Here is a 25,918-nt window from a genome sequence, read left to right as displayed (position 1 = left end):
ATGAAGAGGAAGTACTTCGCAGTCCCCGGCCTGGCCCTGGCCACGGTCGCACTCCTGGCCGGCTGCGCCACGTCGGGCCCCGAGCCCGGCTCGGAACCCGCCGGCGACGACCAGCTGAGCATCGGGTTCTTCGGGTTCGCCGCGGCGAACTCGTTCGCACAGGGCGTGTATGAAGGAGTCGAGGCGGCCGCGCAGGAGATGGGCGCGACATCCGAGTTCGTCGACTCCAACTTCGACGGCCAGCTGCAGGCGCAGCAGGTGACGGATGCCGTCACCTCCGGCCAGTACGACGTCATCGTCATCCAGGCCAATGACAACCTCGTCGTCCAGAAGCCGCTGGAAGACGCGATCGCCGCCGGCATCACGGTGGTCATCGAGTTCACGGCGGTCGGCCCCGACTTCGAGACCGTCGAACCCCAGGTGGAAGGTGCGATCTCGATCGTGGACCCCGCCGTCGTCAACGGCGAGAAGCTCGGCGAGATGGGCCTGATGGCCTGCGAAGAGGCCGGCGCGGACCCGTGCCAGGTCGGGTACATGGAGGGCTTCCGGGCTCTCCCGCTCGACAACGCCCGCACCCAGGCCGTCGTCGACACCCTCGAGGCGGGCGGTGCGGAGGTCGTCGCACAAGTCGAGGGCGGATACACGGCGGACTCCGGTCAGGCGGCGTTCCAGGACATCATCACCGCCAACCCGGATGTGGACGTCGTGATCGGCTCTTCGCAGGCGATCGGCGGCGCGCGGCTCGCGGCCGGTGCCGACAGCCCGGTCATGTTCGTCGGCAACGGCTCGTCGCGCCAGGCCGTCGAGGCGGTGCGCAGCGGCGAATGGTTCGCGACGTACACGCTCGACCTCTACCTCAACGGCTACACGGCCGCGGAGCTCGGCATCAAGAAGCACCAGGGTGAGGACGTCGAGGTGGCCATCAACGAGGCGGACCTCACCCCCAGCAAGGGAATCGGCACCGCCGCGAACCTCGAGGGCTTCGAGGCGACGTACGACGACTGATCGCCGTCCTCCGGTGGGTCGCTCGCATGCGGCCCACCGGAGGGTGCGATCGTTCCACCGATAGATCACGAAGGGACGACGGTGGCAAAGCCGACGACGCTCACCAGCACACCGCTCATCGGACTCGACGCGGTCGGGAAGTCCTACAACGGCATCTCGGTCCTGCGTGACGTCTCGTTCGAGATCGCGCCCGGCGAGATCCATGGCCTGCTCGGCGAGAACGGTGCGGGCAAGTCCACGCTGCTGAACATTCTCGGCGGGGCGATCACCGCGGATGCCGGCCGCGTCCTCTTCGACGGCGTTCCGACGCGCCTGTCGAGCCCGCGGGACTCGATCGCTCACGGTGTCTCGTTGATCTCGCAGGAGCTGGCACTCGTCCCCCAGCGGACCGTTCTCGAGAACGTCTTCCTGGGCGGCTGGGCCAACGCGGGCGGAGTCGCGACGCCCTCCGTGGATCGCCGCCGCTTCGACGCGCTCGCGGCCGAGATCGGATTCGATCTCGACCCGAACGCGGTGGTGTCCTCTCTCCCGCTCGGCAAGGCGCAGCAGGTCGAGATCCTGAAGGCACTCGCCCGGGGGTCACGGGTGCTGTGTCTGGATGAGCCGACCGCGGCGCTCGCCGAAGCGGAGACCGAACAGCTGCTGGTGGTGCTGCGCACGCTCGCGGACCGTGGCACGACGGTCGTCATCGTGTCGCACTTCCTCGAGGAGGTGCTCGGCATCGCGGATCGGATCACGGTGCTCCGGGATGGCGCGCAGATCGTCACCGAGGACGCGTCGGGTCATACGACCGACTCGCTCGTGCGACTCATGGTCGGCCGCGAGATCGCCGCGCTGGCGAGAACGCCCGCTCCGGTGCCGGAGTCCGCGCCCGTGGTGCTCCGTGCCGAGGGCCTGACGAACGGGCGCATCCTCGATGTCAGCCTCGAGGTGCGCGAAGGCGAGATCCTCGGGCTGGCCGGACTCGTCGGCAGCGGTCGATCCGAGACGCTCCGGGCCATCTTCGGCGCGGACCGACTGACGTCCGGTCGGGTGTCCGTCTCGGGCGCGCCGGTGCGACGGGCGACGATCCGGAGCATGATCGACCGGGGGCTCGCGCTGGTACCGGAGTCCCGGAAGGACGAGGGCCTCGTCCTTCGCCGCGACGCGAGCGAGAACATCGCGTTGCCCTCGCTCGGGGGCCGCCAGGTCGGCGGGATCCTGCGACGGGGCGCCGAGCGTGCGGCGGTGGACCGGGTCGTCACCATGGTCGACGTGCGTGGAAGCGTCCACCGTGTCCCCCTTGCCGCGCTGTCGGGAGGCAACCAGCAGAAGGCGCTCTTCGGGAAGTGGCTCATCACGCCTCCGAAGGTGTTCCTCATCGACGAACCCACCCGGGGCGTCGACATCGGCGCCAAGGTCAACATCCACAATCTGATCCTCGACCTCGCCGCCGCGGGAACGGCGGTGATCGTCGTGAGTTCCGAACTCGAGGAGGTGATGGCCCTGTCGCACCGCATCCTCGTCATGCGCCTCGGGCGGGTCGTCGCCGAGTTCCCGAGTCCTGCCGACCGCGAGGACATCATGTCCGCCGCTTTCCTCTAGGAGATGACCACCGTGACATCCGACATCGCACTACGCCCGCGCCGCCGAGGGATCGACCTGAAGGACTTCGGCATCCTCGGGGGACTGCTGGCGATCATCGTCTACCTGAGCCTGTCGACCACGACATTCCTCACGGGCCAGAACATCGTCAACCTCCTCGACCAGGCCGTCGTCATCGGTCTGCTGGCCGTCGGCGCGACGCTCTGCATCGTCTCCGGCGTGTTCGACCTGTCCTCGTCGGCGACCCTCGCCGTGTCGGCCATCGCCGGGGTCTTCCTCACGACGCATCTCGGCGTCCCGCTGGGGTTTCTCCTGGCTCTCGGTGCCGGCGCGGTCCTCGGCACGATCACGGGGACGCTCATCGTTCTGACGCGCGTCAACTCCTTCATTGGGTCGCTCGCCATCAGCATCATCTACCGCGGGCTCGCCATCGTGCTGACCGGCGGGATGATCCTGTCCGTCCCCAGCGATCAGCTCGAGGCGTTCCGCTTCTGGGCGCTGCCCGCGGTGGGCGGCCTGTCCGGCGGCACGATCCTGTTCGCCGTCGCGGCCGTGGTTCTGGGCTTCGTCCTCTGGGGGACGACGTTCGGGCGGCGCATCTATGCGGTCGGCGGGAACGAAGAGGCCGCACGGCTGAGCGGCGTCCGCACGCCCCTCATCCACATCTCGGTGTTCGCGATCAACGGCGTCTGTGCGGCGGCCGCGGGAATGGTGCTGGCGTCGCGGGCAGGGTCGGCCCAGCCTTCGATGGGCTCCGGCATGGAGCTCACCGCCATCGCCGCCGTCGTGATCGGCGGCACCAGCATCCTCGGCGGTGCCGGAGCGGTCTGGCGCACCGTCGTGGGAGTCATCATCCTGACCGTCATCGGCAACGGCTTCAACCTGTTGCGTTGGGACACGACCTACCAGCAGGTCGTGACCGGTGTCCTGATCCTCGTGGCGGTTGCCGCGGATGCCTGGCTCTCACGCAGATCCAGAAGTTCGTGACGGTGCGCGCGCCAGGATAGAGGCACAAACCTCAACGGCTCGCAGAGCCGCGGAAGGATCCCATGCGAATCGGTGTGCGCGTCACCCCCGACGAGATCTCGGCCGTCGGCGTCCGTGAGGACGGGCACTTCGCTCGTGCGCGGCGATCGCCTCACGGCGATCTCACCAGCGCTGTCGCGGATGCCCTCAGAAGTCTGCGGAGCGACCAAGACGAACCCGTCTCCTCCGTCGTCTTCGACGTGAGTCGGGCGCTCGTCAGAGACGCGGATGCCGGGGTCGTTTCGGTGCTCATCGAGCCCCGCGCACCGCGCGAATCGCGTCGTCACCTGTGGCCGTCGGAGCATATCCCGGTCGACGTCGCCCACGTCGGCGGAGGACACAACGCGCTCGGTCATGAGCTCGTGCCGCTGGACGAGCAGGCCCTGCGCCGTCTCGCGGAGCACATCGCACCGGGGGCGCATCTCGTCGTCTCGGCCGCGGGCTCTCCGGTCAACGCCGAGCACGAGCGACGGGCGGCCGAAGTGCTCCGGTCCGCCGCAGCGGTCGGCAGCATCACGGAATCGAGCGCCTTCTACAGCGACTCGCTCCTGGTCCGGGAGTTCACCGCGATTCTCAACGCGGTGATGCTCGCACGTGCGGAACAACTCGCGGCCTCTCTCGAGGATGCGGTCGCGCAGGGTGCCGGAGAAGAGGTCCGCGCTTTCGTGGCCACGAACGAGGGTGGATGCACACCGCTGTCGAGGCTGCCGATCACGCCCGTGCATTCGATGCGCGCCGATGTCGCGGGCGAGATGCTCGGCGGTGCCGCCGTTGCGGGTCGAACGAGTGGTCGGATCATCGTGGCACGCCGGGGCGCCGTGCGGATCGGCGAGTTCGTGGACGGTCTGCCGTCGGTCGTCAGCCGGACATCGCTCCCGGGCGGCATCTCGCTCGCATCGAGCTTCGCCCGGGTCGTGCCGCTCACCGACCTGCTTCTCTCCGGCTCGGCGGAGCCGCCCGTGACCGTTCTCGTGGAGGGGGCGGAACGGGAGCTGGCCGAGTTCGGGCTCGCTCCCGCGATCGGCACCGACGAAGATCTCGTCGCGGTGGGGGCTGCGGTGGCGCCGGCATCCTATTGGCACAATCGGGTCGCCCGAGTGGTCGGCGCGGAGGACATCGACCGGGCGCTCGCCGATGGAGAGGCGATCGCCCGGGCGAACCTGGTCGCATGGGGTGCGCACCCCTCGGGCGTTCGGATAACGGAGGCTCGTGTGCTCGCGACGACGTACGGCGAAGCCCAGATGATCCGGGTCCGCGTGCGCGGGGTCGCGGAAACGCAGGTCGCGAGCCTTCCGGCCGCGCGTGCGCTGGAGGAGAGCCGCGCATGACCCGCCGTCGCCTCACCGCCGCCGATATGGGCCACCTCTGCACCGGCGCGATGTTCGTGGCGTGCACGATCGATCACGAGAGCGCGCTGCAGTACCGCGACATGACGCTCGGGCTCATCGAGCTCAACGGGGAGGGTCCCCTCCTGGTCTCGGCGGACGACCTCGATCCGGCGGCGATCACGACGTCCACCGGATTCGTGAACCGTGGACTCATGTTCTCGGAGATGATTCCGATCGGCGATGAGTTCGAGACGGCGTTGAACCTGCTGCAGGAGAGGCTTGGCGTGCCTCTGCAGGGGATATTCCCGCTCGCGGCGGCCAGTGTGAACGCGATGGTTCCGGTCAGCGTGGCGTTGCAGACCGGACTCCCTCTGGTCGACGCCGACCCGATGGGGCGCGTCTTCCCGCTCGTCAGCCAGACCACCCTCGCGTTGGCGGGCATGAGCGCCGGGCCGATCGCGCTGACGGGGCCGACGGGAGAGACCGCGGTCGTCGACGTCGTCGCGCCCGCGCGGGCGGAACGGATCGTGCGCGCGCTCGCGTCGGAGCTCGGCGGGTGGGCGGCGACAGCCTCGTATCCCGTGACGGCGGCCGTGCTCCAGGAGCATGGAGTGATCGGCAGCATCAGTCGCCTCATCGAAATCGGCCAGATCCTCGACTCCGCGCAGCACACGCAGGCCAAGTACGCCCAGCTGACCACGCTGCTCGGGATGCGGAAGGTCATCCGGGCACGAGTCACCGACGTGGAAGGGCTTTCGCGGCCATCCGTCCCGGGCCTGCCGGATCGACCCTCCAGCGCGACCCTGGTCGACGAGGCGCAAGGACGCATCGTGCGGCTCGAGATCCAGAACGAGATCCTCATGATGCTCGTCGACGGCGCGATCCAAGCCGTCGTCCCCGACGTCATCACGATGGTGCGCCCCGAGGACGCCAGCGTTGCGAGCCTCGACGACCTGTGGGTGGGGAACAAGCTCGATCTCATCAGCTTCCCGGCGGCCCCGCAGTGGTATTCGCCGGAGGGCCGGGCGCTCGTCGAGCCCATGGCGATGCATGTCGTCGGGCACGTGAGAGGCGGTCGGGCCCGATGAGCTCCGCGCGACGCGGTGTGATCCTTCGCGATCTCCTGCTGGCCCACGACAGCGCGGGGCTCACCGCTCATCACGTCCCCTCCTCTGCGCAGTCGGTGCGGGAGATCGTGCTCATCACCCACGTGGACCAGGTCCTCGAGGTCGGTCCGGACAGCATCGTGCTGCTCGGTGAAGAGCTGGCCCTGGGCGGCTGGGTCGTATCCGTCGCGCTGCGATACGCGTGGGAGCGACGTGCCGCCGCGCTCGTGGTGTCTGAGCAGTCATTCTCGGAATCGGTCATCGAGCTCGCACGAAGATTCGGCGTCGCGCTGTTCACGACGGCCGTCGGCATCGACCGCACGGCCCTCGCCCTGGCGCGGCAGCTCGGGGCTCTCGAGGCGGGGATCCTGTTCCGCCTCGATGCGCTCCACAGCCGGGTCGTCCGCGCCACCACCATCGACGAGGTGTTGGGTGAGATCTCGCAGGAGCTGAACGACGCGCACGTGCAGGTGCTGGTGGAGGGGATCGAGCTCGTGTCGCGCGGCGAGCGCCCGAATGACGCGGTCACGGTGAGGTCGGTGCTCGCCGACGGCAGACGCGGTCCGGAACTGGTCGCCACGGTCTCGCCGTCGCAGCAGGCGTTCGCGGAACAGGCGCTCGCCCGCGCCCGCATGACCGTGCGGGCGCTTCTCCTCGCTCACGAGCTGACCGACCTCATCGACGCGGCACCGCTTCTCTCCTTCGCCGCCCTCGCCGGTGTGCGCGAGGGCAGCGCGGTCGACGATGGCCATCCGGATCAGGCCGCGCTCCAGCGGTGGCCTCCGGGCACGCCGGTGGCTGCCGTCGTGCTGCGGGTCGTCGACGACGTCGATCATCGAGCCGACCGCATCGCACCCGTCGTCACCAGTCGCTGGCGCGAAGCGTTTCCCCGCGTGCCGCTCGCGCGGATGAGCGCAGGATGGTTCGCCATCGTGCCGCTCGCGCATCCCTCCGCCGAGGTGGACGGTGCGCTGCAGCAGCTCGCGGACGCGGGCCTCGGTCCCCTCGGAACGGCACTCGGCGTGGCGCAAGACCCGGAGGGGACGGAGCAGGTGTCGAACCTGCTGCGCCGGGCGGGACTGGCCGCGCGTCTCGCCGAGGCCGGCGGGCCGGTCATCGACTTCCGTCGCTTCGGCCTTCCGCTCGTGCGGCGACTCCTTCCCGCGCAGGATGCGATGGATCTTGCACAGACCGCCTATCCCCTGCTGATGCGGGACCCGCATGCCGCCGACATCATCGCCACGGTCGTCGCATACCTGGACTGTGCCGGCTCTGCCACGGCGGCAGCGGAGCGGCTCGGGGTCCACCGCAACACACTCCAGCTGCGCTTGCGGCGCGCGGCAGCACTCGGAGTCCACCTCGACCACCCCGGGGAGTTGTTGTCCACGCACCTGCTGCTCGCGGCCCTCGATCTGGGATCCGTACCGACCTCGCCGTCCCCGCCCATCGACCGCTGACCTCTCACGAGACCGCTGACCACCCCACGAACGGAGCCTCACACATGTCATCACTGTCCCTCCCCCAGGTAGCGGAGTCCGCGACCCGGCGACTCGGCAGCATCCTCGTCACGGTGACGGTGCTCACGCCGGACGGCACCGAGGTCTCCCGCGTGTACACGACGCATCCCGAGGTGTACGCGGTGGGCGGCCGGAAGCGGCTGGATCCCACGCAGACTTCGCCGATCTGGCTCGAGCAGGTCGTCGCGGGTCAGCGTCCGTTCCTCGGAGCCGATCGCGACTCCGTGCGAGAGTTCTTCTTCGACTGGGCGACGATCGAGTCGCTCGGCTGCGGTGCGATCGTCAACACGCCGGTCGTGCACGCGGGTGAGACGATCGGCTCCATCAATTTCCTCGGCCCCGACGGAAGCCTCGACGAGGACTCGGTCGCCATCGCGCAGGAGATCACCGCCGCGGCTACCGACGCCGTCGCGCGTGCGCGTTCCGAGGCCTTCCCGGAGGTCGCGCGATGACGCAGTTCCGTACACGCGGTGGTTCCCTCCGCATCCGCAACGGCCTCCTGTTCGATGGATCCTCGGCATCGCTCGACGCGCGGGACCTGATCATCCGCGAGGGCGTCATGCTGGACCCCGACGACTCCGCGCCGGACGACATCCCCGAGATCGACGCACGCGGCGGGGTCGTGACTCCCGGCTTCATCGATGCTCACCTGCACGCATATGCCGTGTCGCTCAAACTCCTGCACAACGAGACCCGACATCTCAGCTATGTCGCACTCCTCGCACGCAGGCGCCTGGGCGCTGCATTGCGTCGCGGATTCACGACCGTCCGGGATGTCGCGGGCGGCGACGCCGGGCTGCACACCGCGATCGAGGAAGGCCTGTTCACGTCGCCGCGGTACTTCTACACCGGTGCCGCGCTGAGCCAGACCGGCGGACACGGCGACCCGACATCCCCGGACGACACGCTCTGCTTCCATGGCGGCCCGGGCCTTGAGATCGTCGACGGGGCGGACGCGTTGCGCGTCGCCGTCCGCAGCCGCCTCCACGGCGGAGCGCACGCGATCAAGATCATGGCTTCGGGCGGCGTCACGTCGCCCACCGATCCCCTGAAGATCCCGCAGTACTCGCTGGAGGAGATCCGCACCGTCTCCGAAGAGGCGACCAGGCGCGGAAGCTATGTCGCCGCGCACGCGTACTCATCGGAGGCCATCCAGCATGCCCTGCGAGGAGGGGTGCGCTCGATCGAGCACGGCAACCTGCTGGACGCGGTCACTGCGCGCGCCATGGCGGACGCCGGCGCCTATCTCGTGCCCACCCTGGTCACCTACGACGCGATGTCGCGCCGTGGTGGGGAACTCGGAATGACGGCCGTCGGCCTTGCGAAGAACGCCGAAGTGCTCGACCGCGGAATGACCGCGATCGAACGCGCATACGGCGCGGGTGTTCCCGTCGGCTTCGGGTCGGACCTGATGGGCGAGCTCGAGACCGAGCACCTGCATGGCCTGCGGCTGCAGGCCGACGTCGCGGGTGTGCTCGAGCTGCTGCGAAGCGTCACCTCGGTGAACGCCGCGCTGCTGCGCAACGACCGCATCGGCAGGATCGGCCCCGGGGCGTTCGGCGACGTGCTGATCTTCGACGGCAATCCCCTCGAGGACCCCTCGCTGCTCTGGAGCGACCGGCGGCCGCGCGTCGTGCTCGACGGAGTGCCGATCGGTGCGGGGCCCTCGAGATGAGCACCGTCGTGGTGCGGGCGATCTATGCCGACGATGTCGATGCCGAGAGCTTCGATGCGCGACGCGTGGACGGCTTCACCGGTCAGCTCGGCCAGACCCGGATCGAGCAGTCCGGCGACGTCGTCGTCGGGCTCACGGGCGCGGGCGCTCGCGCCGCGTCGTCCCCCGAGCGGCTCGCGCGCGCCGCGGCGGCCATCGCCCGCCGTGTTTCCACGGCGTGCGCGGTCACCGAGCCAACCGACCCGGTGGCACTCGAGGTCGACGTCGACTCGTTCTCCCCATCCGGCGACGAGGATGCGATCACGGCCATCGCCGAAGGCATCGCGCGGGGTGGGTACCGGTTCCGGATGACCGGCGAGACGACATTCGTGTCTCGTTCCCTCCCCGCGGGTGCGGGCGGGTCCTTCGCCGAGGCGTGGGAGCGCGGCGCGCGGGCCGCGGCGGCCGTGCGGCACGCTCGTGACCTCGTCAACCTGCCGCCGTCGGCGCTCACGCCCGCCGAGCTCGCCCGTCGTGCACGGGACCTGCTGGAACCGCTGGGCGTCCGCGTCATCGTGCGAGAGGCGGCGGAGCTCGCCGATGGCGGATACGGCGGCATCGTCGCGATCGGCAGGGGCTCCGCCCATCCGCCCCTGTTGCTCGAGCTCGCGACCGGCGACGGGGCTCCCGAATGCGTCTTCGTAGCCAAGGGTGTGACGTACGACTCGGGCGGGCTCTCCCTGAAGCCCGCGGATGCGCTCATGGACATGAAGTCGGACATGGCCGGCGCGGCGGCGGTCATCTCTGCGTTCTCGCTGCTGCCGGCGATCGCGCCGGGCCGTTCGTTCTCGGCCGTGATCCCCGTCGTCGAGAACATGCCCGGCGCCCACGCCGTCCGTCCGGGCGATGTCGTGTGCCTTCGGGACGGATCGACGCTGGAGATCCTCGACACCGACTTCGAGGGACGGGTCATCCTGGCGGATGCGCTCGCGCGAGCGGCGGAGATGCGCCCGCAGGCGATCGTCGATTTCGCCACTCTCACCTACGCCGCACGCAACGCTCTCGGGGATGACTTCGCGGCGCTCGTGTCGACCGACGACGCACTGGCATCGCGGCTGTCGGCCGCGGGTGAGCGGACGGGGGATCGCGTGTGGCGGCTGCCTCTGCAGACGGGCCTCCACGCGCAGATCGCATCCGACATCGCGGACTACAAGAACTTCCCGGGCGTGCCCCGTGCGCGCGTCTCCACCGCTGCGCTGCTGCTCAGCCGATTCGTCGGGCAGATTCCCTGGGCCCACGTCGACATGGCGGGGCCGGCCTTCCGCCACGTGGCGGACGCGGAGGGTGGGGCGGGCGGCACGGGCTACGGCGTCGCACTCATCGCAGAGATGGTCCGGTCGTCATGACGGTCCGCACGGCGATGCGCTGCGCGACGAGGAGTGCAGTCCACGACGACCGCGGTCGCGATGGACTCCACAACGGTGGGCGGCGTCCGGCGTGTTGACGATAGACGCGGCCACCGTGTGTTCGCTCGTATCCTGGCGCGACGCGGTGACGGAGTTGCAGTCGGCTCTGAGCGACGGTCTGGATCCGGCCGGACAACCGGCTCGCACCGCCGTTCCGACGGCGCGCGGAGAGCTCCTCCTGATGCCGGGGGAGCACGGTGGGATGGCGGGCGTCAAGGTCCTCTCCGTCGCGCCGGGAAACGACGCGCTCGGTCATCCCCGGATCCAGGCGACCTACATCCTGATGGACTCCGAGACGCTCACGCCCCGCGCCGTGCTGGATGGTGCGGCGTTGACGACGCTCCGCACCCCGGCGCTCTCGGCGGTCGCCGTGGACGAGCTCGCGGCGCCCGATGCTCACCGCCTCGTGGTGTTCGGCGCGGGACCGCAGGCCGAGGGCCACGTGCACGCGTTGCGCGCCGTTCGCACGATCGACGACATCCGGATCGTCTCGCGCTCACCCGAGAGCGCGACGGCCCTCGTCGAGCGGCTCGGCGAGCACGGCATCCCCGCGGCGGTCGGTGTCGCCGGTGACGTGAGCCGAGCCGACATCATCGCCACCGCGACCAGCGCGGGAAGTCCGCTCTTCGATGGCGCGATGGTCCGGGATGACGCGATGGTCGTCGCGGTGGGCTCCCACCATCCCGAACGCAGGGAGCTCGATCCGGTCCTGATGCGTCGAGCGATGGTGGTGATCGAGGACGTCCCGACGGCGCTGCGCGAGGCCGGCGACGTCGTGTTGGCGATCGCGTCGGGTGCGCTGCGCGCCGATCGACTCGTGCCCCTGGGCGACCTGATCCGCGCGAACGGCCCGAGGGGTCACCGGCCCCGGCGCGCAGGGCCGGTGGTGTTCAAGTCGGTGGGGCAGGGGTGGCAGGACCTCGTCGTCGCAGATGCGGTCTATCGGGCGTTCCGCCGCGGGAGGAGCAGTGTCGCGGCCACGTAGCCTCATGCCGGGCTCATGCTCGGGTGATCGTTCGGCACCCGCAGTTCAGCAGGGCGCCGGGGGGTCGGATCACGCTGGATCTCTGCCCGTGGTGGATGCGCGGCGATGGATCGACTTGTAGGTGAGGTACGCGTGCAAGCCCTCGGGCCCGTACTCCACACCTAATCCAGAATCACGCCGCCCGCCGAACGGTGCCGCATGGTTCGAGGCGAAGAAGTTGATGCCGACGCTGCCGCTGTCGACGCGGTCGGCCACCCGAAGCGCTTCGCGCGTGTCAGCACCGAATACGATGCCGCCCAGGCCGAACTCGGTCGCGTTCGTCATGGCGATCGCCTCGTCCACCTCCGAGTAGCGGAGGACGGTCAGCACCGGCCCGAAGATCTCCTCGCGTGCGACATCCATCTCAGGGGTCACGCTGGTGAGGACCGTCGGCTCGACGAAGTATCCGGCATCGAAGGGCGCTGGCAACGTCGCCGCCGATCCGCCCAGTGCTACCTGAGCGCCCTGCTCCCGGGCCGAGGCGATATGGGCGAGCACGCTGGATCGCTGCGCGGCGCTTGCCATGGGGCCGAAGACCGTTGCCGGGTCGAGGGGGTCGCCCTGCACTGCTGCGCCCACGGTCTGCACGATGGCGTCGACGACCTCATCGTGACGGGCGTCGGGAACGAGGATGCGGGTCGATATGTAACACGTCTGTCCGGTGTTGCGCAGGCTCGAGCGGATGAGAACTGCGCGGAGGGTCGCCATGTCGGCGTCGGGAAGGACGATCGCGCTGGATTTTCCCCCGAGTTCGAGGGTCACGGGGCGCAGCAGCTCGCCGCACTGTCGAGCGATGGAGCGACCCACCTCGGTCGAGCCGGTGAAGGCGACCTTGTCGATGCCGGGGTGCCGCACGAGCTCGTCGCCGAGCGATCCCGACCCCGTCACGAGATTCACGACGCCGTCGGGGATCCCCGCTTCCGTGAGCGCCTGGATGATGAACCGAACCGAGAGGGGGGTCAGCGACGCCGGCTTGATCACGACCGTGCAGCCGGCCAGAAGCGCGGGGGCGAGCTTGACGACGACGAGATTGATCGGGAAGTTCCACGGTGCGATCAGCGCGCAGACGCCGACCGGGTCGCGGCGGACGATCGTCTCATGCGTGCCGGATGGCGCCGGCCGCACATCGTCGGACTCGAGCAGCGGTGCGATCGAGGCGAAATAGCGGAAGATCGACGCAGCGTTGGCCGCCGCGCCGCCGCTGTCCGCCACGGGCGTGCCGTTCTCCAGGGTGTTGGTGAGGGATATCGGCTCGGCGAGCAACTCGAGGCGGTCGGCGGCGCGGCGAAGCACCGCGGCCCGCTCGGACGGCGGCAAGCGCGGCCAGGGCCCGCGATCGAATGCCTGCCGTGCGCTCGCGACGGCGGCGTCGAGATCCGCCCGATCACCCACCGGCACGCTGCCCCACTCCTGCGCCGTCGCCGGATCGATCACACTGCGGCGCTCCAACGATTGCGCGCGCACCCAGGTGCCGTCGATGAACATGTCGTCGGCGTACCGAACGGGGAGGTCCAGTGCGTGGAGGCGCCCTGCGATTCCGGCCGAGGCGACCGAGCTCACCGCAGCACCGCTGTCTTCAGCAGTGCCCGTGACCGGTCGAGCTCCGCGCGGGCCATGCGCGCACCCGCCTCCGTGAGCAGTTCGGGCAGCACTTTGGCTTCGAGGCGGTCGGTGTACTGAGCCGGAGTCATCGAGAACCAGGGCGCGCAGATCGCGACTCCCGTGTGCGTGAATCGCCACAGCCGGTCGGCATCGCGCATCAGCGCATCTTCGATGCTGTAGGCGACCGGACGCGTATCGTGGCCGTCGATGATCGCGCAGACCGCGTCGAGGAAGGCTTGGTCGTAACCGAGCGGCGGGAGAACCTCACTCGCGACGAGACATCCTTGCCGTTCGTGCTCGAATCGGATCCCGGAACTGCGCCAGTCGGGGCCGAAGCCCTCCGGGATGATGCGGGTCTCATCCACTCTCGCCCAGCCCGTGTCGTGCAGGAGTGTCGCCACCCGCACGAGGAGGCGGTCGGCATCGGGGTGCGCGTCGCACAGTCGTTCGGCGAACGCGAGCGACATGGGGAGATGGATGTCGTTCCGGCGCGCACGCGACTCCGGCTCGACGGCCTGCCAGATCGCATCGAGGTCGGCCGCCGAGGAGGGCGTCATCGAGATGGGCGAGGTGTCGATCGATCCCGTTGTCGGGATCGGCTGGACCGGGTATGCCTGAGCGAACGCTTCGGCCCGTCGGGTGTCAACGGTCGCGTCGTCGCCACTCGCGGTGGTCGGTGAGGTCAGATTCGACATGGTTCTCCCGGGTGTCTCAGATGAACTGGCGGCCGCCGTCGACGACGAGGGTCTGTCCAGTGATGTACCCGCTGTCCGGGCCGGTGAGATAAAGCACGGCGCCGACGATGTCGTCGGGCTGCGCCGAGCGCTTGAGCGCCGACCGGGTCACGCCGTAACTGTCGGCGTCCTCGATGAGTGCATAGCTGGCCTCGGTGAGGGTGAAGCCCGGGGCCACGGCATTGACGGTGATGCCACGTGGCCCGAGCTCACGGGCGAGCACACGCGTGAGTCCGATGACGCCAGCCTTCGAGGCGACGTAGTGCGCCCACTGCTCCGACCCGCTGAACACCGTCGCGCTGGAGATGTTGACGATCCGCCCCCCGTCCTGCAGCGCGTGGCGCGCCGCGACAGCCATCACCCAGGGGCCGCGCAGATTCACCGCCATGACTCGGTCCCACTCGTCGACGGTGATCTCGTCGAACGGGGAGCGCCGAATGGTGGCGTAGATCGCCGCGTTGTTCACCAGCGCGGTGAGGGGTCCCGCCGCCGCGGTCGCGGCCGCGACGGCGGCGGCTGCCGAGGAGGGATCGGTGACATCGACGGGCACGGCGTACGCCCGACCCCCCTCGGTCTCGATCAGGCGCACCGTTTCCTGCGCCTGATCGAGATCGATGTCCGCAGCGACGACCGTGATGCCGCGCGCAGCGAGCGCCTGGGAGATCGCTCGCCCCAGCCCCCCGCCGGCCCCGGTGATGAGGGCCGTGCCCGTCGTGTTCGCTGTCACGTCGTCGCTCCTCTCAGTTTGCTGCGTCAGTGTCGATGGCCGTGCGCGCCGACGAGTGCGTCCGCGACGCCGGCCGCCTCGTCGACGATCTCGACGATTCCGGTCGTTCCGTCGACGCGGAGCAACTGTCCCGTGCGAATCGTCGTGGTCGCCGTGCCCGTGCCGGTGACCGCAGGCAGGTTGTACTCGCGGCAGACGATCGCGGCGTGGCTCATCATGCCGCCGATGTCGGTGACGGTGGCCTTGATCCTTCCGAAGATCGGGCCCCAGGACGGGGCCGTCACGGAGGCCACGAGGATCTCGCCCTCCTCCACCTGGTCGAGCTCTTCCGGGCTCGCGATGACGCGCGCGCGCCCTTCGACCGAGCCAGGCGATGCCGCCATTCCCCGCAACACGTTGCCGCCGCTCTCGTCGTCGGAGAGCCAGGTGTTGACCTGCTCGGTCGTGATGCCGTAGAGCATCGAGGTGAACGGCTCGGTGATCTCCTCGGGCGGAGTGTTGAGCGCGATCTGCGGCCTCTGCGTCTTGAGTGCATCGACGATCGCGCGGCGGCGCTCGATCTCGGCGGGCCAGTAGGACGGGCCGACGGGATCGGCGCCGACACCCCATCCGGTGACCAGGTCGAACAGCGCGTCGCGCACCTCGGTGCGTCCGAGATAAAAGATGCCGTCCTCGTCGGGCCAGAAGCCCTCTGCCTGAAGCATCCGCGAAAGTTCCCGCACCTTGGCCCAGAAGACGCTCATAGTCCAGTGCTCGATGTAGAAGTTGTGATTTTCGACGTACGGGTAGGCGGTTTCCGCGAGGGCCAGCTTGGCGTTGAACTGCTCCAGCGCCTCGCCCTCCAGCAGCTCCCGGTACTCCGCCTTGATGCGCTCTCGCTCGGCGATCAGGTCCGCGATCGGTCGCTGGATCTGGTGGCCTTCCTGCAGGCGCTGGATGTAGTCGCGGATGTAGCCGAGCGGGATCTCCTGGTGCTCGATCCAGTACTTGTCGTGGCCGTACATGCCGTTGCCGACGGTGAAGTTGAACCATGGCTGGTGGGCGCCCTCGTAGGCGGCGATCCATTCGTCGCCTCGGGGCAGGGCCCGAACCATGGCGAGGGTCCCCTCGACGTCGCCGGTGTTGCCGAACGCCGACTCCAGCCCGAGTTCGTGAGCGAGGGCCGCGAGCTTTTTGAGCTCGTCGTCGGGTCGGAACAGTTCCATGTCGACGCCCTGGACCATCGTGGCGATGCTCAGCTCGGGGATGTCGGGGAACACCTGCTTGCAGAACATGAAGAAGTCGAGGTAGGCGATGTATCCAAGGTTGAGGAACTCGAAGTGGTACTGGTACGCCTGGTAGCAGAGCTGGATCAGACGGTCGTAGTTCTCCAGAAGAACCTCTGAGCCATCCTTGGACTTTCCCGAACGGATGTCGTCGATCGGCACCATTTCGGGCAGCTTGTCGAAGCTCAGCGCCTCGATCTCGACGATGGTCTGCTTGACCTTTCCGTACCACTTCTCCAGCAACGGCTCCCAGTTCTGGAAGTAGTAGCCGGCGCGTTCTTCGAAGTGGGGCACGCGGTCGGCGATCTTGTCGGCGGGTACCGGGATCGGCGACATGTAGAGGTAGCCGAGATGCACGCGGAACTCGATCCCGTTCGCGTTCGGGATGAGGAGATGTCGCGCGTTGAACTGCCCGAGGCACTTGACGGCGAACTCCCCCGTGATCGTCTCGAACGGGCGGAACACCGTCGGCCAGTGCTGACTATCGCAGAACCAGAACTTTTCGTCGTCGCCGGAGAGCTGGTCGTCCTGGAAGGACAGGTAGTAGGGGTACAGCTTCTCCCAGCCCTCGGCCCCTTCCGGAACAGTGAGGTCGGACGGCTTCGGGAAAGATCGGAACGCCATGGGACACCGTGCTTTCTCCGACGCTTCATTGCGTCGGGTTCGTGAGGATGAATCGGTCAGGCAGAAACCCGCGTCAGGGACGCGGTGATACTTCCGAGCGAGAATCCACTCGCCGAAGCCTGCTGGGGCACGGTCGCCGTCGGGGGCTTCGCTCGGTGTACGGTCTCGGGTCGCGCCTGCAGCAGCAACAGGTTCTCCCCGTCGGGCAGGTCGGCATCAATCGCCCACTCGATGTCCTGCGGGACCCGGTAGTGCTTCTCCGCGCGCTTGGCGAGAGCGGCAACGGCGCGCAGTTCCGCCGCATCGAGGCAGGGCACCCCGCGTCGCGCGGCATCGACGTCGCGCTCCACGAGGAGGTCGCCTTCGGGGACGAGCTCTCGGGCCTTCTCGCCGAGGTGCTGGCGGACGACGGCGAAAGTGATCTTGTCGAGCATGGTGCTATCCGGTGTCACGGTGCCCGAGACCACGAGTTCGCCGAGGCCGTAGGAGGCGTCGATGACCACCTTCGAACGGTCGCCCGTGGCGGGGTCGAGTGTCATCGCGACTCCCGCGGCCCGCGCGTTGACCATCTTCTGCACGACGACCGCCATCGAGAGGTTGGACTCGTCGATGCGGTTCGAGCGCCGGTAGGTGATCGCCCGCGACGTGTACAGCGACGCCCAGCAGCGTCGGACGTGCTCCTTCACCGAGTCCGCGCCGCGGATCCACAGGAAGGTGTCCTGCTGGCCGGCGAAGGATGCATCCGGAAGGTCCTCGGCCGTCGCACTGGAGCGCACGGCGACGGCGGTTTCGCCACCGGCCCGGCGCACGAGTGCGTCGTACGCGTCGTGCACTTGCGCGCGCACGGAGTCGGGGATGGGCGCCTCCTGGAGCGCTGCGCGAATGCGTGCGGATGCGGCATCCACAGACGTGACGTCGTCGACGTCCAGCTCGTCGAGCTCCGAATCGATGAGCTCGGACAGCCCGCTGGCATCCCGGAACTCATCGAACGCACCTGTCGTGATCACGAACCCCGGTGGCACGGGCATGCCGGCACCGGTCATCGTGATGAGGGACGCTCCCTTTCCGCCGTGGATGGCGACTGCACCGTGGGTGAGATCGGTGAAGGAATGAACGACGGGGATCACGAGCGTCACACCTCGTCCCACGCGACCGGAACAGCGGTCGGCACTCGGAAGGACAGGTTCTCGCGGAACTCGATTCCGTCGGGGTCGACCGCGCGCAACTGCGGCACCCGGCGGGTCAGCTCCTCCAGCACGACCTTGACCTGCATGCGCGCGAGTGGCGCACCGATGCAGGTGTGGATGCCGAACCCGAACGACAGGTGCTCGCGCACATTGGGACGCGACACGTCGAAGGCGTCGGGATCGGGGAACCGGCTCGCGTCGCGGTTGGCCGACCCGATGACGAGAAGGATGTCGGCGCCCTGCGGAATCGGAACACCCGCGATCTCGGCGTCCCGCGTCGCGCGGCGCCGCCACGCGACGATCGAGCCGGAATAGCGCAGCACCTCTTCGACCGCGGCGGGAATCGCGGTCGGGTCGGCGACGATCGCCTGCCACTGCTCGCGCGCGGGCAGAAGCACGCGCAGCGTGTTGGCGATGAGGGTCGTCGTGGTCTCGTGACCGGCGAACAACAGGCTGTACAGCACCGATGCGATCTCATGATCGGTGATCGGGTCGCCCTCGGCCTGGGCGCGCAGCAGGTCGCTCGTGAAGTTGTCGCCGGGGCTCTCCTTCCAGCGAGAAACGATCCGCTGGCACTCCTGCCAGTAGTCGACGAGGTTGTGCGCGTGCGGGATCTGCTGCTCGTCGTCCAGGTCTGCCCAGGTCATCGCGGCGCGCGAGTCGCTCCAGCGCTTGAACGTCGTCACCATGTGCGGGTCTGCGCCGATGAGCTTCAAGATCGTCTCGGTGGGCAGGTCGTAGGCGATGTCGCGCACGATCTCGCCCTGCTCGTCCGGGGCGCCGAGCATCGCATCGAGCAGCTCGGTCACGCGCTCTCGGATCGCCGGCTCGAGCTGACGCAGCCGTCGGGGGGTGAATCCCTTGACCACGGCCGAGCGGATACGGGTGTGTTCCGGCGGTTGTCTCGAGCTGAGCCCCGAGTACACCGAGAAGCCGCCGTCGGCCATGATCTGCTTCGCCGGCGGACCGTACGGCCGGACGGGAGCGGCCGTGTTCTCACTCGAGAACGTGTGGGGATCGGCGAAGATCGCCTTGATGTCGTCGTAACGGGTGACGACGTAGTATCCGATGCGCTCGTCGAAGGCGATCGGAGCCTCCTCGCGAAGCCGTTCGTACGAGGGGAACGGATCCTTCATCTGGAATGGTTCGTAGCCGTAGTCCTCGCCGCCGTTGTGAATGACGGGGCAGCGACCGGTACGGGTCTCAGCGGTGGTCATCGTGCTCCTTCGCTCGGATCTCACATGCGCTCAAGAGCGTGGTCCCACGTTAGGAGCCGCTCCGGTCGAACGGGCCGCTCGTTCCACTGAGTGGGCCCGAGCGCCGCGAGGTGACGAGAGTCCCGTCTGGTAGAGGGTCTCCCACGAGAAGTGGGCGGTCGCTTTCTCGATGCGGCGACTGGTTCCCTGCAACGCGGGGACGAACCGTCCCATCGTGTCGACCTGCTCAGGGTTCACAACCACCCCGACGGCGGCGACCACCTGTGATGCCTGGAACACGGGAACCGCGATCGAGCAGGAACCGAGCCGGGCTTCTTCGCGGGTTATCGCGTACCCTCGGCGTCGCGCCTCGTCGAGCTCACTGCGGAGTGCGTCGGGGTCCACGACCGTGTGCGCGGTGGCCCGTTCCATCCGCTCGCGGTGAAGGTAGGCGTCGCGCACCCACTCCTCCTCGAACGCGAGGATCGCCTTGCCGACGGCCGTCGCGTGCATGGGGAGGCGACCACCCACGCGCGAGGCGCGCGGCACGCGACGGGTGCCGTAGATGCGCTCGATGTAGAGCACTTCGTCGCCCTCCCGCACGGCGAGGTGGGTCGTCTCACCCACGAGGGAGAACATGTCCTGCAGGAAGGGCCGCGCGGCATCGCGCAGCTGTCGGCCCGCATTCTGGGCGATCTCCCACAGCCGGATGCCGAGGGCATAGCGGTTCTCGGCCGTGCGCGCGAGAAGACCCGAGTCCACGAGGCCGGTCAGCAGGCGGTGCATCGTCGCCTTGCGCAGGCCCGTCGCCGCGCACAGCTCGGTGAGGGTCTGGGGGCCGGCGGTGCGCTCGAACGCCTCGAAGATGAGCATCACCCGTTCGAGAACGCCGCTTCCGTCACTGTTCCTGCCGGACATGCACCCTCGATCACTCGTCGGCGAGCGAGGTGAACTGCGTCCACATCGCGACGGAGTTCACGGCGATGAATCCGCGGGCCAGCGCCCGCGCCGGCTCGGTGAACAGGTGATCGAGCACCCGCGAGGCGCAGAGGCGCAGTGCCTGCGCGCGGTCGAGTCCGAACCACTCCATGACGACATCCAGCCCGTGCGCGGTCACGCGCCAGGTCTTGTCGGCGTCCTTGACGATCGCGTCCTCGATCGAGAGGGCGTGCGTGCGCGTGTCGTGTCCATCGATGATCTCGACGATGCGGTCGGTCGCGGCCGGGTCATGCCCGACATCCGTCAGGATTGCGCGCGCCAATCGTGCGCCCTCGACCTCGTGCATGCGCACCAGCTCGGGTCGGCCGCCGCCGGGCGCGATCGCCCCGAGCACCTCATGAGGCGGCACCTGCGACCACCCGATGTCATGGAGCAGGATGGCGGGCAGCGTCACCACCGGATCGGCGTCGGGCAGCTCGGCGCACAGCGCCGTCGCGATGCCGAGAGCCTGGAGCGAGTGCGCGTCGTTGTCCCGCGTCTCGAGGAGCGGTGCTGCACGTTCCCACATGGCGACGAGATCGACGCGCCTGCCGTCGGGCTGAACCGGTGCCATTCTCGCCAGGTCGATCACGCCCGGGGCGTCGGTCGGCACGAACGCGGAGACGTCGCTGTGAAAAATCCGCCCTCGCGGGGTCAGCTTCATGGCCGAGCGGTCGTGAATCTGCGGAATCTCGGCCATCGTCGTGGAGCTCCTGTCCGGGCCTCTGCGGCCCTGTCTGCGTGTTCCCACCCTGGGAGACTCAGGGCCCGACGAACCGACCCGTACCACTCAGTGGAACTCTATCCCCACTCCCGGTCGCGCCGCTCAGTACCATGAGGCGTCACTTGGCCATGACGGCCGAGAAGAGGAGGCCGTCAGATGCGTGAGTCATTCGGGACGGCCCGTACTATCGCCCCGCAGATCGCCGTCGTCGGGAGCGGGCCGAGCGGGTGCTACACGGCCCAGTTCCTCACGAAGGCCGATCCGAGCGTACGCGTCACCGTGTTCGACCGGCTGCCCGTGCCCTTCGGGCTCGTGCGCTATGGCGTCGCGGCCGACCACCAGGGCACGAAGTCCGTCGTGCGTCAGTTCGAGAAACTCTTCGAATCGCCGCGGGTGCGCTTCGCCGGCAACATCACGCTCGGGCGAGACCTCTCGGTCGACGACCTGCTCGAGAGTTTCGACGCGGTCGTCGTGGCGACGGGACTGCACGTGGACATGCCCCTGGAGCTGAAGGGGGCGGGGCTGCAGGGCGTTCTCGGCGCGGGCGCGGTCACGCGGTTCCTGAACGGGCATCCGGACGTCGACGCGCCGCCCCCTTGCGGTCAGGATGCCGTCGTCATCGGGGCAGGCAACGTCGCGGTCGACGTGGTCCGGCTGCTCGCCAAGGCCCCCGAGCATTACGAGGGATCCGACATGGACGACTCTGCGCACCGCCGTCTGACCTCCGAGCTCCGCTCGATCACGCTCATCGCGCGTTCGGGTGCGGAGAACGCGAAGTTCGATCGCGCGGCGGTTCGCGAACTCGGCGAGATCCTGGGGATCCGGATCGAGGTGCACGGTATCGATCCCGATGCGAGCGATCCCAAGAGCGAGACGGTTCGTGCTCTTGCCTCTGCGGGTGCGTCGCCCGCGCGCGTGCGCCTTGTCCTGCGATTCCGAACGAGTCCGGTCGAGATCGTCGGCGCGACCCGGGTCGAGGGACTGCGAGTGCACGACGCGACCGGCGAGCATGTCATCCCCGCCCAGACGATCATCACCGCGGTGGGTTTCACGGGGCATTCCGCCACGGCATCCGACCCGCGGGTCCGGACCGTCGGGTGGGCGCGTCGCGGCCCGGTCGGCACCATCCCCGACAACCGGAACGATGCACGCCAGGTCGCCGACCAGGTGCTTTCGAGCCTCGCCGGTCGCGGGAGCATGGCGCTGCCCGGGTTCGATGGGCTTCCGTTCGAGGTGCGGCAACGCGCGAAGGGGATCGAGCACTGGAATCGAATAGACGCGGTCGAGGTCGCCAGCGCCGAACCGGGGCGGACTCGGCGCAAGCTCCGCACGTGGGACGCCCTGCTCGGGCACCCGACGCACGACGAGCCTGCTCTGGTCCTGACGAGCTCACACGACGACGAGGGGAATGGCCGATGAGAATCGTGGCTTTGTACGGAACGGAGTCGGGTAATTCGGAGATGGTCGCCGAGGACATCGCCGGCGCACTGCGCGACGTCGAGGTGCGAGTCGAGGACATGTCGGACTTCGATCCCGCTGATCTCGATCCTCGCGATCTCTATCTCGTGGTGTGCTCCAGCCATGGCGAGGGCGACCTTCCGGCAGGCGCTCGCCCGTTCTTCGATTCGCTCGAGCAGTCGCAACGGGATCTGACCGGATTCCGCTATGCGATGTTCGGCCTCGGCGACCGGGCGTATGTCGACACGTACAGCCAGGGCAGCGAGCACCTCGACCGACTGTTCGCCAGGCTCGGTGCCATTCGCATCGGCGAGTACGGCCGCCACGACGCGTCGGGGTTCGAGGACCCCAGTGAGGTCGGAATCGCCTGGGCGCAGGCGATCATCGCGGAACACGTCACCGCGACGGCGTAAAGGCCGAGGGAGCCGCAAGCTGCCGAACCATGCGCTGTGTGGCGGTAAGTCATGCGGCGGCGACATCGTTGAAGCGATCAACGACGAGCTCGGACGAAGCACGTCAGCACCGTGCCGGGGCCGCCGGTGTGCTCGGGATGGCGCGCGCGCACCGTCATGCCGCCGTCGATCGCCTCGACCGCGCGGCGGACGAGCTCGAGCCCGACGTGTCCCTGGACCCGCGCCTGCCGCGCGGCGCCCTCGTCGATGCCTGCGCCGTCGTCCTCGACCGTGATGCGCACCGTCCGCGCACCATCCGCCTCCCGGCCGACGGTCAATCTCAGCGCGATCACGAGGGCGTCCGCGTGCTCAACCGCGTTGCGCAGACCCTCCTGCGCTGCGTGGAACAACACCGCTGCCGCATCGTCGTCGAGGCGGGCGAGCACCGCTCGGTCCTCCTCGCTGGGGCCCGTGTAGAGCAGCGTCGGCGGCGCTCCATCCCTCCCCGCTCTTACCCGAGCGGCGAGCTCGGCGACGTCGTGGTCGAGTGAGGCCGCGGTCACAGCGCCGGGAACGAACTCGGTGAGCATGCCGCGCAGGGTCGCCATGCTCTCGGCGAGGACATCGCCGACCCGGTCGAGCACATCCGATTCGCGCGTGCCTGCGGTGCGCTCGAGCGAGCCGACGGCGAGTCGTGCACCTGACAGCGACTGGATGACGTCGTCGTGCAACCGCCGGGCCAGTTCGGCGCGCTCCTGCTCGCGCGCGCGCTGCCCGAAGGCGAGCACCCGCTCGTGTTCGGCATCCAGCCGTTCGAGCCGCCTCACCAGCCGGATCGACAGCGGCAGCAGGACGACGAGCAGGGCGACCAGGCCGCCTGCGATGACGGGCGCCTGCAGCGAGAGCGCTCCGGCGATCATCTGCCGGGTATAGACCGGGACGTACACCTCGAGCCGCATGTCACGCCCGGCGGCGTCGGTGAAGCCGATGAATGCCTCCCGCAGCTCGACCGGCAGTCCCGCCTCGAAACGATGCTCGACATCGTCCGGCACCGAGAGCACAACGGTTTCGCCCGCGTCCAGCCTGGTCGCCAGCTCAGCCGAGAACGGGCGCACCTCGCCGACGACCTCGTCGAGGTCCGAGTAGACCACTCTGACCTCGTCCCCTTCGACCCGCCAGACCTTGATCCGCTCGATCGTGCCGCTGGCGAAGAATCCGCGCAGCTCGGCGTCGAGAGCCTCGGTGTGGAGACCCTCGTCGGCGAAGTCCATCGCGCTGAGCGGCTGCAGTACGGACTCGGCGAGCCTCGTCGTGACGACGGCGGCGATCCGGTCGGCCTGGCGAGTCGTGAGCAGCCACTCGGTCAGGAGCATCGCACCGAGCACCGCGAGCAAGACGGAAGACGTGGCGATGAGGTGCACGCGGAGGGCGCGGCGGAGGAGCCGAGGCGAGTCGAATCCAGCCGTGTGCCTCGAGTCCGCCTTCGCGCGGTGCGTGCTCACCCGAGGCTCGAGTCGAGTGCGCCCAGCTCCCGCGCCCGCGCGACCGCCTCCAGCTGCGAGCGCGCGCCGAGTTTGCGCAGCAGCCCCTTGATGTGGTCCCTCACGGTGTGCTGCGACAGGTCCAGCTCGTCGGCGATCTCGGCCGCCGCGCGGCCGCGCGCGAGTGCGCCCAGCACATCCCACTCCCTCGGAGTCAGATCGACGACCTCGTGCGGCGATGCCGGCAGGGTCCGCGAGAGCACGGGGCGGGTCGTGGATGCCGAGCGGACCGCGGCGAGCAGGTCGTCGAGTCGTTCGTCCTTCGCCAGGAACGCGACCGCTCCCGCTGCGAGCGCGGTCGCCGCGTGATCGGCGCGAGGGTGCGCGGTCAGCAGCACGACTCGGCAGCTCGGCCGCAGCGCCAGTACCGGGTGCACCAGCTGGAGTCCATCACCGTCCGGCAGTCGCACATCGAGCACGACGACGTCTATCTCGTACGCCGCGAGCTTCGCCAGGCCCTCGGCGGCCGTCGTCGCGGTCGCGACGCACGCGATGTCCGCGGTCGCATCGAGCGCGAGCGAGAGCAATTCCGTGAACACCCGATGATCATCGACGACCAGGACCTTGATCACGGACGCTCCATTCGGGGCTGGATGGGGGCTCGACGGGGCCCACCCCCAATCTTGGGGGGAGCGCTCCCTTGAGGTAAGGCTACCCTCAGTCATGGGATCCCACAGTTCACTCCCTACGCACCGAAGGATCACTTCATATGACCGCTCCAGGACGCACGGCCGCATTCTTCGCGTCGGCCGTGGCCGCCGCCATGCTGCTGACCGCCTGCTCCACCGCGAGCAGCGAACCCGCCGCGACCGAGACCGTTGCCGCCGACGGGGACCGCACGCTGGTGGTCTACTCGGGCCGTGATGAAGAGCTCGTCGCTCCGCTGATAGAGCAGTTCGAGGACGCGAGCGGGATCGACGTGGAGGTCCGGTACGCCGGATCGACCGAACTCGCCGCCCAGTTGCTCGAGGAGGGCTCGGCCACGCCGGCCCAGGTGTTCCTGTCGCAGGATTCGGGCGCACTCGGCGCCGTCGCCGCGGAGGGGCTGCTCACCACTCTGCCCAGCGAGATCACCTCGCTGGTGCCGTCCGAGTACACGTCTCGCGACGACTCCTGGGTCGGTCTGACCGGTCGTGCCCGTGTCATCGCCTACGACAGCGAGAAGTACACGGCCGACCAGATCCCGGGCGACGTATGGCAGCTGCTCGACCCGGCCTGGCAGGGCAAGGTCGGCATCGTACCCGCGAACGCGTCCTTCCAATCCTTCATCACCGCGATGCGCGTGCAGGAGGGCGAAGACCGCGCGCGGGAATGGCTCGAGGGGGTAAAGGCCAACGGGGCGCAGGTCTTCGGCCGCAACGGCGAGCTGCTCGAGGCCGTCAACGCCGGCGCCGTCGACGTGGGCCTGATCAACCACTACTACTGGGCCCGCTCCGAGCAGGACCCGACCACCCTGCGTGCGCAGCTGAAGTTCGGCGACCCCGGCTCGATCGGCGCGCTCGTGAACGTCACCGGCGCGGGCATCCTCGCCCCGGCTGAGGGATCGTCCGAGGCGCTCGAATTCGTCGAGTACCTCGTCTCGAACGAGGGGCAGACCTACTTCCTCGAGGAGACGTACGAGTACCCGCTGATCGGCGACCTCGAGGGTCCGGCGGGCGTCCCGCCGCTCGCCGAGCTGGGTGCCCCGGACGTCGACCTGTCGCAGCTCTCCTCGCTGCAGAACACCGTGGCGATGATCACCGAGGTCGGCCTGCTCTGACCGAGCTTCTACCGCCCGCAG

23 protein-coding genes are annotated in these 25,918 nt (G+C 68.9%); 13 read left to right on the top strand and 10 right to left on the bottom strand.

Features of this window, described 5'->3' with window-relative positions; translation table 11 throughout:
- The 10 genes from ACIGCK_RS13300 to ACIGCK_RS13255 all read left to right on the top strand — a co-directional run bounded on the left by ACIGCK_RS13300 (position 1) and on the right by ACIGCK_RS13255 (position 11,671).
- Positions 1-1,005 (top strand): sugar ABC transporter substrate-binding protein, encoded by a 1,005-nt coding sequence (locus ACIGCK_RS13300; RefSeq protein ID WP_396666720.1) that lies wholly within the window; start codon positions 1-3, stop codon positions 1,003-1,005.
- Between the two features lie 81 nt (positions 1,006-1,086).
- Entirely contained in the window at positions 1,087-2,589 is a 1,503-nt protein-coding gene (locus ACIGCK_RS13295) for a sugar ABC transporter ATP-binding protein (protein ID WP_396666718.1), read from the top strand.
- A 3-nt stretch (positions 2,590-2,592) separates the two neighbouring features.
- On the top strand, positions 2,593-3,576 hold the full coding sequence (locus ACIGCK_RS13290) for an ABC transporter permease (RefSeq protein ID WP_396666716.1): 984 nt from the start codon (positions 2,593-2,595) through the stop codon (positions 3,574-3,576).
- A 62-nt stretch (positions 3,577-3,638) separates the two neighbouring features.
- Positions 3,639-4,943: a hydantoinase/oxoprolinase N-terminal domain-containing protein gene (locus ACIGCK_RS13285; protein ID WP_396666714.1), complete on the top strand. Its 1,305-nt coding sequence runs from the start codon at positions 3,639-3,641 to the stop codon at positions 4,941-4,943.
- Positions 4,940-6,031 (top strand): DUF917 domain-containing protein, encoded by a 1,092-nt coding sequence (locus ACIGCK_RS13280; RefSeq protein WP_396666712.1) that lies wholly within the window; start codon positions 4,940-4,942, stop codon positions 6,029-6,031. Before ACIGCK_RS13285 ends, ACIGCK_RS13280 begins: the two co-directional genes overlap by 4 nt.
- A complete protein-coding gene (locus ACIGCK_RS13275) occupies positions 6,028-7,506 on the top strand; it encodes a helix-turn-helix domain-containing protein (protein WP_396666711.1) in 1,479 nt (492 codons plus the stop codon). The genes ACIGCK_RS13280 and ACIGCK_RS13275 overlap by 4 nt, the downstream gene beginning before the upstream one ends.
- Before the next feature lie 44 nt (positions 7,507-7,550).
- Positions 7,551-8,018 (top strand): GAF domain-containing protein, encoded by a 468-nt coding sequence (locus ACIGCK_RS13270; RefSeq protein WP_396666709.1) that lies wholly within the window; start codon positions 7,551-7,553, stop codon positions 8,016-8,018.
- Positions 8,015-9,241 carry an amidohydrolase family protein gene (locus ACIGCK_RS13265; RefSeq protein ID WP_396666707.1) on the top strand — a complete coding sequence of 409 codons (1,227 nt, stop codon included), beginning with the start codon at positions 8,015-8,017 and terminating at the stop codon, positions 9,239-9,241. Before ACIGCK_RS13270 ends, ACIGCK_RS13265 begins: the two co-directional genes overlap by 4 nt.
- The gene (locus ACIGCK_RS13260; RefSeq protein WP_396666706.1) at positions 9,238-10,626 is read left to right on the top strand and encodes a M17 family metallopeptidase; all 1,389 of its coding nucleotides are present in this window, start codon (positions 9,238-9,240) and stop codon (positions 10,624-10,626) included. The genes ACIGCK_RS13265 and ACIGCK_RS13260 overlap by 4 nt, the downstream gene beginning before the upstream one ends.
- A 115-nt stretch (positions 10,627-10,741) precedes the next feature.
- A complete protein-coding gene (locus ACIGCK_RS13255; RefSeq protein ID WP_396666704.1) occupies positions 10,742-11,671 on the top strand; it encodes an ornithine cyclodeaminase family protein in 930 nt (309 codons plus the stop codon).
- Positions 11,672-11,740: 69 nt separating this feature from the next.
- Here the strand turns inward: ACIGCK_RS13255 and ACIGCK_RS13250 are convergent, their stop codons facing one another.
- Genes ACIGCK_RS13250 through ACIGCK_RS13215 form a run of 8 tightly spaced genes read right to left on the bottom strand, consistent with a single transcriptional unit; the run spans position 11,741 to position 20,723 of the window.
- Positions 11,741-13,270, bottom strand: coding sequence for an aldehyde dehydrogenase family protein (locus tag ACIGCK_RS13250; RefSeq protein ID WP_396666702.1), 1,530 nt, complete (start codon positions 13,268-13,270; stop codon positions 11,741-11,743).
- Positions 13,267-14,007 (bottom strand): HD domain-containing protein, encoded by a 741-nt coding sequence (locus tag ACIGCK_RS13245; protein ID WP_396666701.1) that lies wholly within the window; start codon positions 14,005-14,007, stop codon positions 13,267-13,269. Before ACIGCK_RS13245 ends, ACIGCK_RS13250 begins: the two co-directional genes overlap by 4 nt.
- Before the next feature lie 16 nt (positions 14,008-14,023).
- Positions 14,024-14,773 (bottom strand): SDR family NAD(P)-dependent oxidoreductase, encoded by a 750-nt coding sequence (locus ACIGCK_RS13240; protein ID WP_396666699.1) that lies wholly within the window; start codon positions 14,771-14,773, stop codon positions 14,024-14,026.
- Positions 14,774-14,799: 26 nt separating this feature from the next.
- Positions 14,800-16,662 (bottom strand): PEP-utilizing enzyme, encoded by a 1,863-nt coding sequence (locus ACIGCK_RS13235; protein ID WP_396666697.1) that lies wholly within the window; start codon positions 16,660-16,662, stop codon positions 14,800-14,802.
- A 56-nt stretch (positions 16,663-16,718) separates the two neighbouring features.
- A complete protein-coding gene (locus tag ACIGCK_RS13230; RefSeq protein WP_396666695.1) occupies positions 16,719-17,798 on the bottom strand; it encodes a PEP/pyruvate-binding domain-containing protein in 1,080 nt (359 codons plus the stop codon).
- The gene (locus ACIGCK_RS13225) at positions 17,795-19,066 is read right to left on the bottom strand and encodes a cytochrome P450 (RefSeq protein ID WP_396666694.1); all 1,272 of its coding nucleotides are present in this window, start codon (positions 19,064-19,066) and stop codon (positions 17,795-17,797) included. Before ACIGCK_RS13225 ends, ACIGCK_RS13230 begins: the two co-directional genes overlap by 4 nt.
- A 30-nt stretch (positions 19,067-19,096) precedes the next feature.
- Positions 19,097-19,963, bottom strand: a complete 867-nt coding sequence (locus ACIGCK_RS13220; RefSeq protein WP_396666692.1) for an IclR family transcriptional regulator — start codon at positions 19,961-19,963, stop codon at positions 19,097-19,099.
- 10 nt (positions 19,964-19,973) lie between these two features.
- Complete coding sequence (locus ACIGCK_RS13215; RefSeq protein ID WP_396666690.1) at positions 19,974-20,723, bottom strand: HD domain-containing protein; 750 nt, start codon at positions 20,721-20,723, stop codon at positions 19,974-19,976.
- Between the two features lie 180 nt (positions 20,724-20,903).
- On the opposite strand from ACIGCK_RS13215, the gene ACIGCK_RS13210 reads away from it, so the two are divergent.
- Both ACIGCK_RS13210 and ACIGCK_RS13205 read left to right on the top strand, forming a co-directional pair.
- Positions 20,904-22,166 carry an FAD-dependent oxidoreductase gene (locus ACIGCK_RS13210; protein ID WP_396666688.1) on the top strand — a complete coding sequence of 421 codons (1,263 nt, stop codon included), beginning with the start codon at positions 20,904-20,906 and terminating at the stop codon, positions 22,164-22,166.
- Positions 22,163-22,618 carry a flavodoxin domain-containing protein gene (locus ACIGCK_RS13205; protein WP_396666686.1) on the top strand — a complete coding sequence of 152 codons (456 nt, stop codon included), beginning with the start codon at positions 22,163-22,165 and terminating at the stop codon, positions 22,616-22,618. Before ACIGCK_RS13210 ends, ACIGCK_RS13205 begins: the two co-directional genes overlap by 4 nt.
- Positions 22,619-22,695: 77 nt before the next feature.
- Here ACIGCK_RS13205 and ACIGCK_RS13200 read toward each other — a convergent pair whose 3' ends face one another.
- Positions 22,696-24,099 carry a sensor histidine kinase gene (locus ACIGCK_RS13200; RefSeq protein WP_396666685.1) on the bottom strand — a complete coding sequence of 468 codons (1,404 nt, stop codon included), beginning with the start codon at positions 24,097-24,099 and terminating at the stop codon, positions 22,696-22,698.
- Positions 24,096-24,710 (bottom strand): response regulator, encoded by a 615-nt coding sequence (locus tag ACIGCK_RS13195; RefSeq protein WP_396666683.1) that lies wholly within the window; start codon positions 24,708-24,710, stop codon positions 24,096-24,098. Before ACIGCK_RS13195 ends, ACIGCK_RS13200 begins: the two co-directional genes overlap by 4 nt.
- Positions 24,711-24,847: 137 nt before the next feature.
- Here ACIGCK_RS13195 and ACIGCK_RS13190 point away from each other — a divergent pair, with 137 nt between their 5' ends.
- Positions 24,848-25,897, top strand: a complete 1,050-nt coding sequence (locus ACIGCK_RS13190) for an iron ABC transporter substrate-binding protein (protein ID WP_396666682.1) — start codon at positions 24,848-24,850, stop codon at positions 25,895-25,897.
- Positions 25,898-25,918: the final 21 nt, after the last annotated feature.

It is taken from the genome of Microbacterium sp. NPDC078428 (assembly GCF_044542535.1).
Lineage (GTDB): Bacteria > Actinomycetota > Actinomycetes > Actinomycetales > Microbacteriaceae > Microbacterium > Microbacterium limosum.
The sequence above is the reverse complement of the archived record's forward strand: the minus strand, read 5'-3'. Positions and strand labels throughout refer to the sequence as shown.

What these genes read in the sequence shown, in the direction of transcription:
- ACIGCK_RS13265 (WP_396666707.1), top strand. Translation starts at nt 8,015, where the DNA reads ATGACGCAGTTCCGTACACGCGGTGGTTCCCTCCGCATCCGCAACGGC.
- ACIGCK_RS13235 (WP_396666697.1), bottom strand. Translation starts at nt 16,662, where the DNA reads ATGGCGTTCCGATCTTTCCCGAAGCCGTCCGACCTCACTGTTCCGGAA.
- ACIGCK_RS13260 (WP_396666706.1), top strand. Translation starts at nt 9,238, where the DNA reads ATGAGCACCGTCGTGGTGCGGGCGATCTATGCCGACGATGTCGATGCC.
- ACIGCK_RS13285 (WP_396666714.1), top strand. Translation starts at nt 3,639, where the DNA reads ATGCGAATCGGTGTGCGCGTCACCCCCGACGAGATCTCGGCCGTCGGC.
- ACIGCK_RS13300 (WP_396666720.1), top strand. Translation starts at nt 1, where the DNA reads ATGAAGAGGAAGTACTTCGCAGTCCCCGGCCTGGCCCTGGCCACGGTC.
- ACIGCK_RS13245 (WP_396666701.1), bottom strand. Translation starts at nt 14,007, where the DNA reads ATGTCGAATCTGACCTCACCGACCACCGCGAGTGGCGACGACGCGACC.
- ACIGCK_RS13190 (WP_396666682.1), top strand. Translation starts at nt 24,848, where the DNA reads ATGACCGCTCCAGGACGCACGGCCGCATTCTTCGCGTCGGCCGTGGCC.
- ACIGCK_RS13280 (WP_396666712.1), top strand. Translation starts at nt 4,940, where the DNA reads ATGACCCGCCGTCGCCTCACCGCCGCCGATATGGGCCACCTCTGCACC.
- ACIGCK_RS13205 (WP_396666686.1), top strand. Translation starts at nt 22,163, where the DNA reads ATGAGAATCGTGGCTTTGTACGGAACGGAGTCGGGTAATTCGGAGATG.
- ACIGCK_RS13210 (WP_396666688.1), top strand. Translation starts at nt 20,904, where the DNA reads ATGCGTGAGTCATTCGGGACGGCCCGTACTATCGCCCCGCAGATCGCC.
- ACIGCK_RS13275 (WP_396666711.1), top strand. Translation starts at nt 6,028, where the DNA reads ATGAGCTCCGCGCGACGCGGTGTGATCCTTCGCGATCTCCTGCTGGCC.
- ACIGCK_RS13225 (WP_396666694.1), bottom strand. Translation starts at nt 19,066, where the DNA reads ATGACCACCGCTGAGACCCGTACCGGTCGCTGCCCCGTCATTCACAAC.
- ACIGCK_RS13290 (WP_396666716.1), top strand. Translation starts at nt 2,593, where the DNA reads ATGACCACCGTGACATCCGACATCGCACTACGCCCGCGCCGCCGAGGG.
- ACIGCK_RS13215 (WP_396666690.1), bottom strand. Translation starts at nt 20,723, where the DNA reads ATGGCCGAGATTCCGCAGATTCACGACCGCTCGGCCATGAAGCTGACC.
- ACIGCK_RS13270 (WP_396666709.1), top strand. Translation starts at nt 7,551, where the DNA reads ATGTCATCACTGTCCCTCCCCCAGGTAGCGGAGTCCGCGACCCGGCGA.
- ACIGCK_RS13220 (WP_396666692.1), bottom strand. Translation starts at nt 19,963, where the DNA reads ATGTCCGGCAGGAACAGTGACGGAAGCGGCGTTCTCGAACGGGTGATG.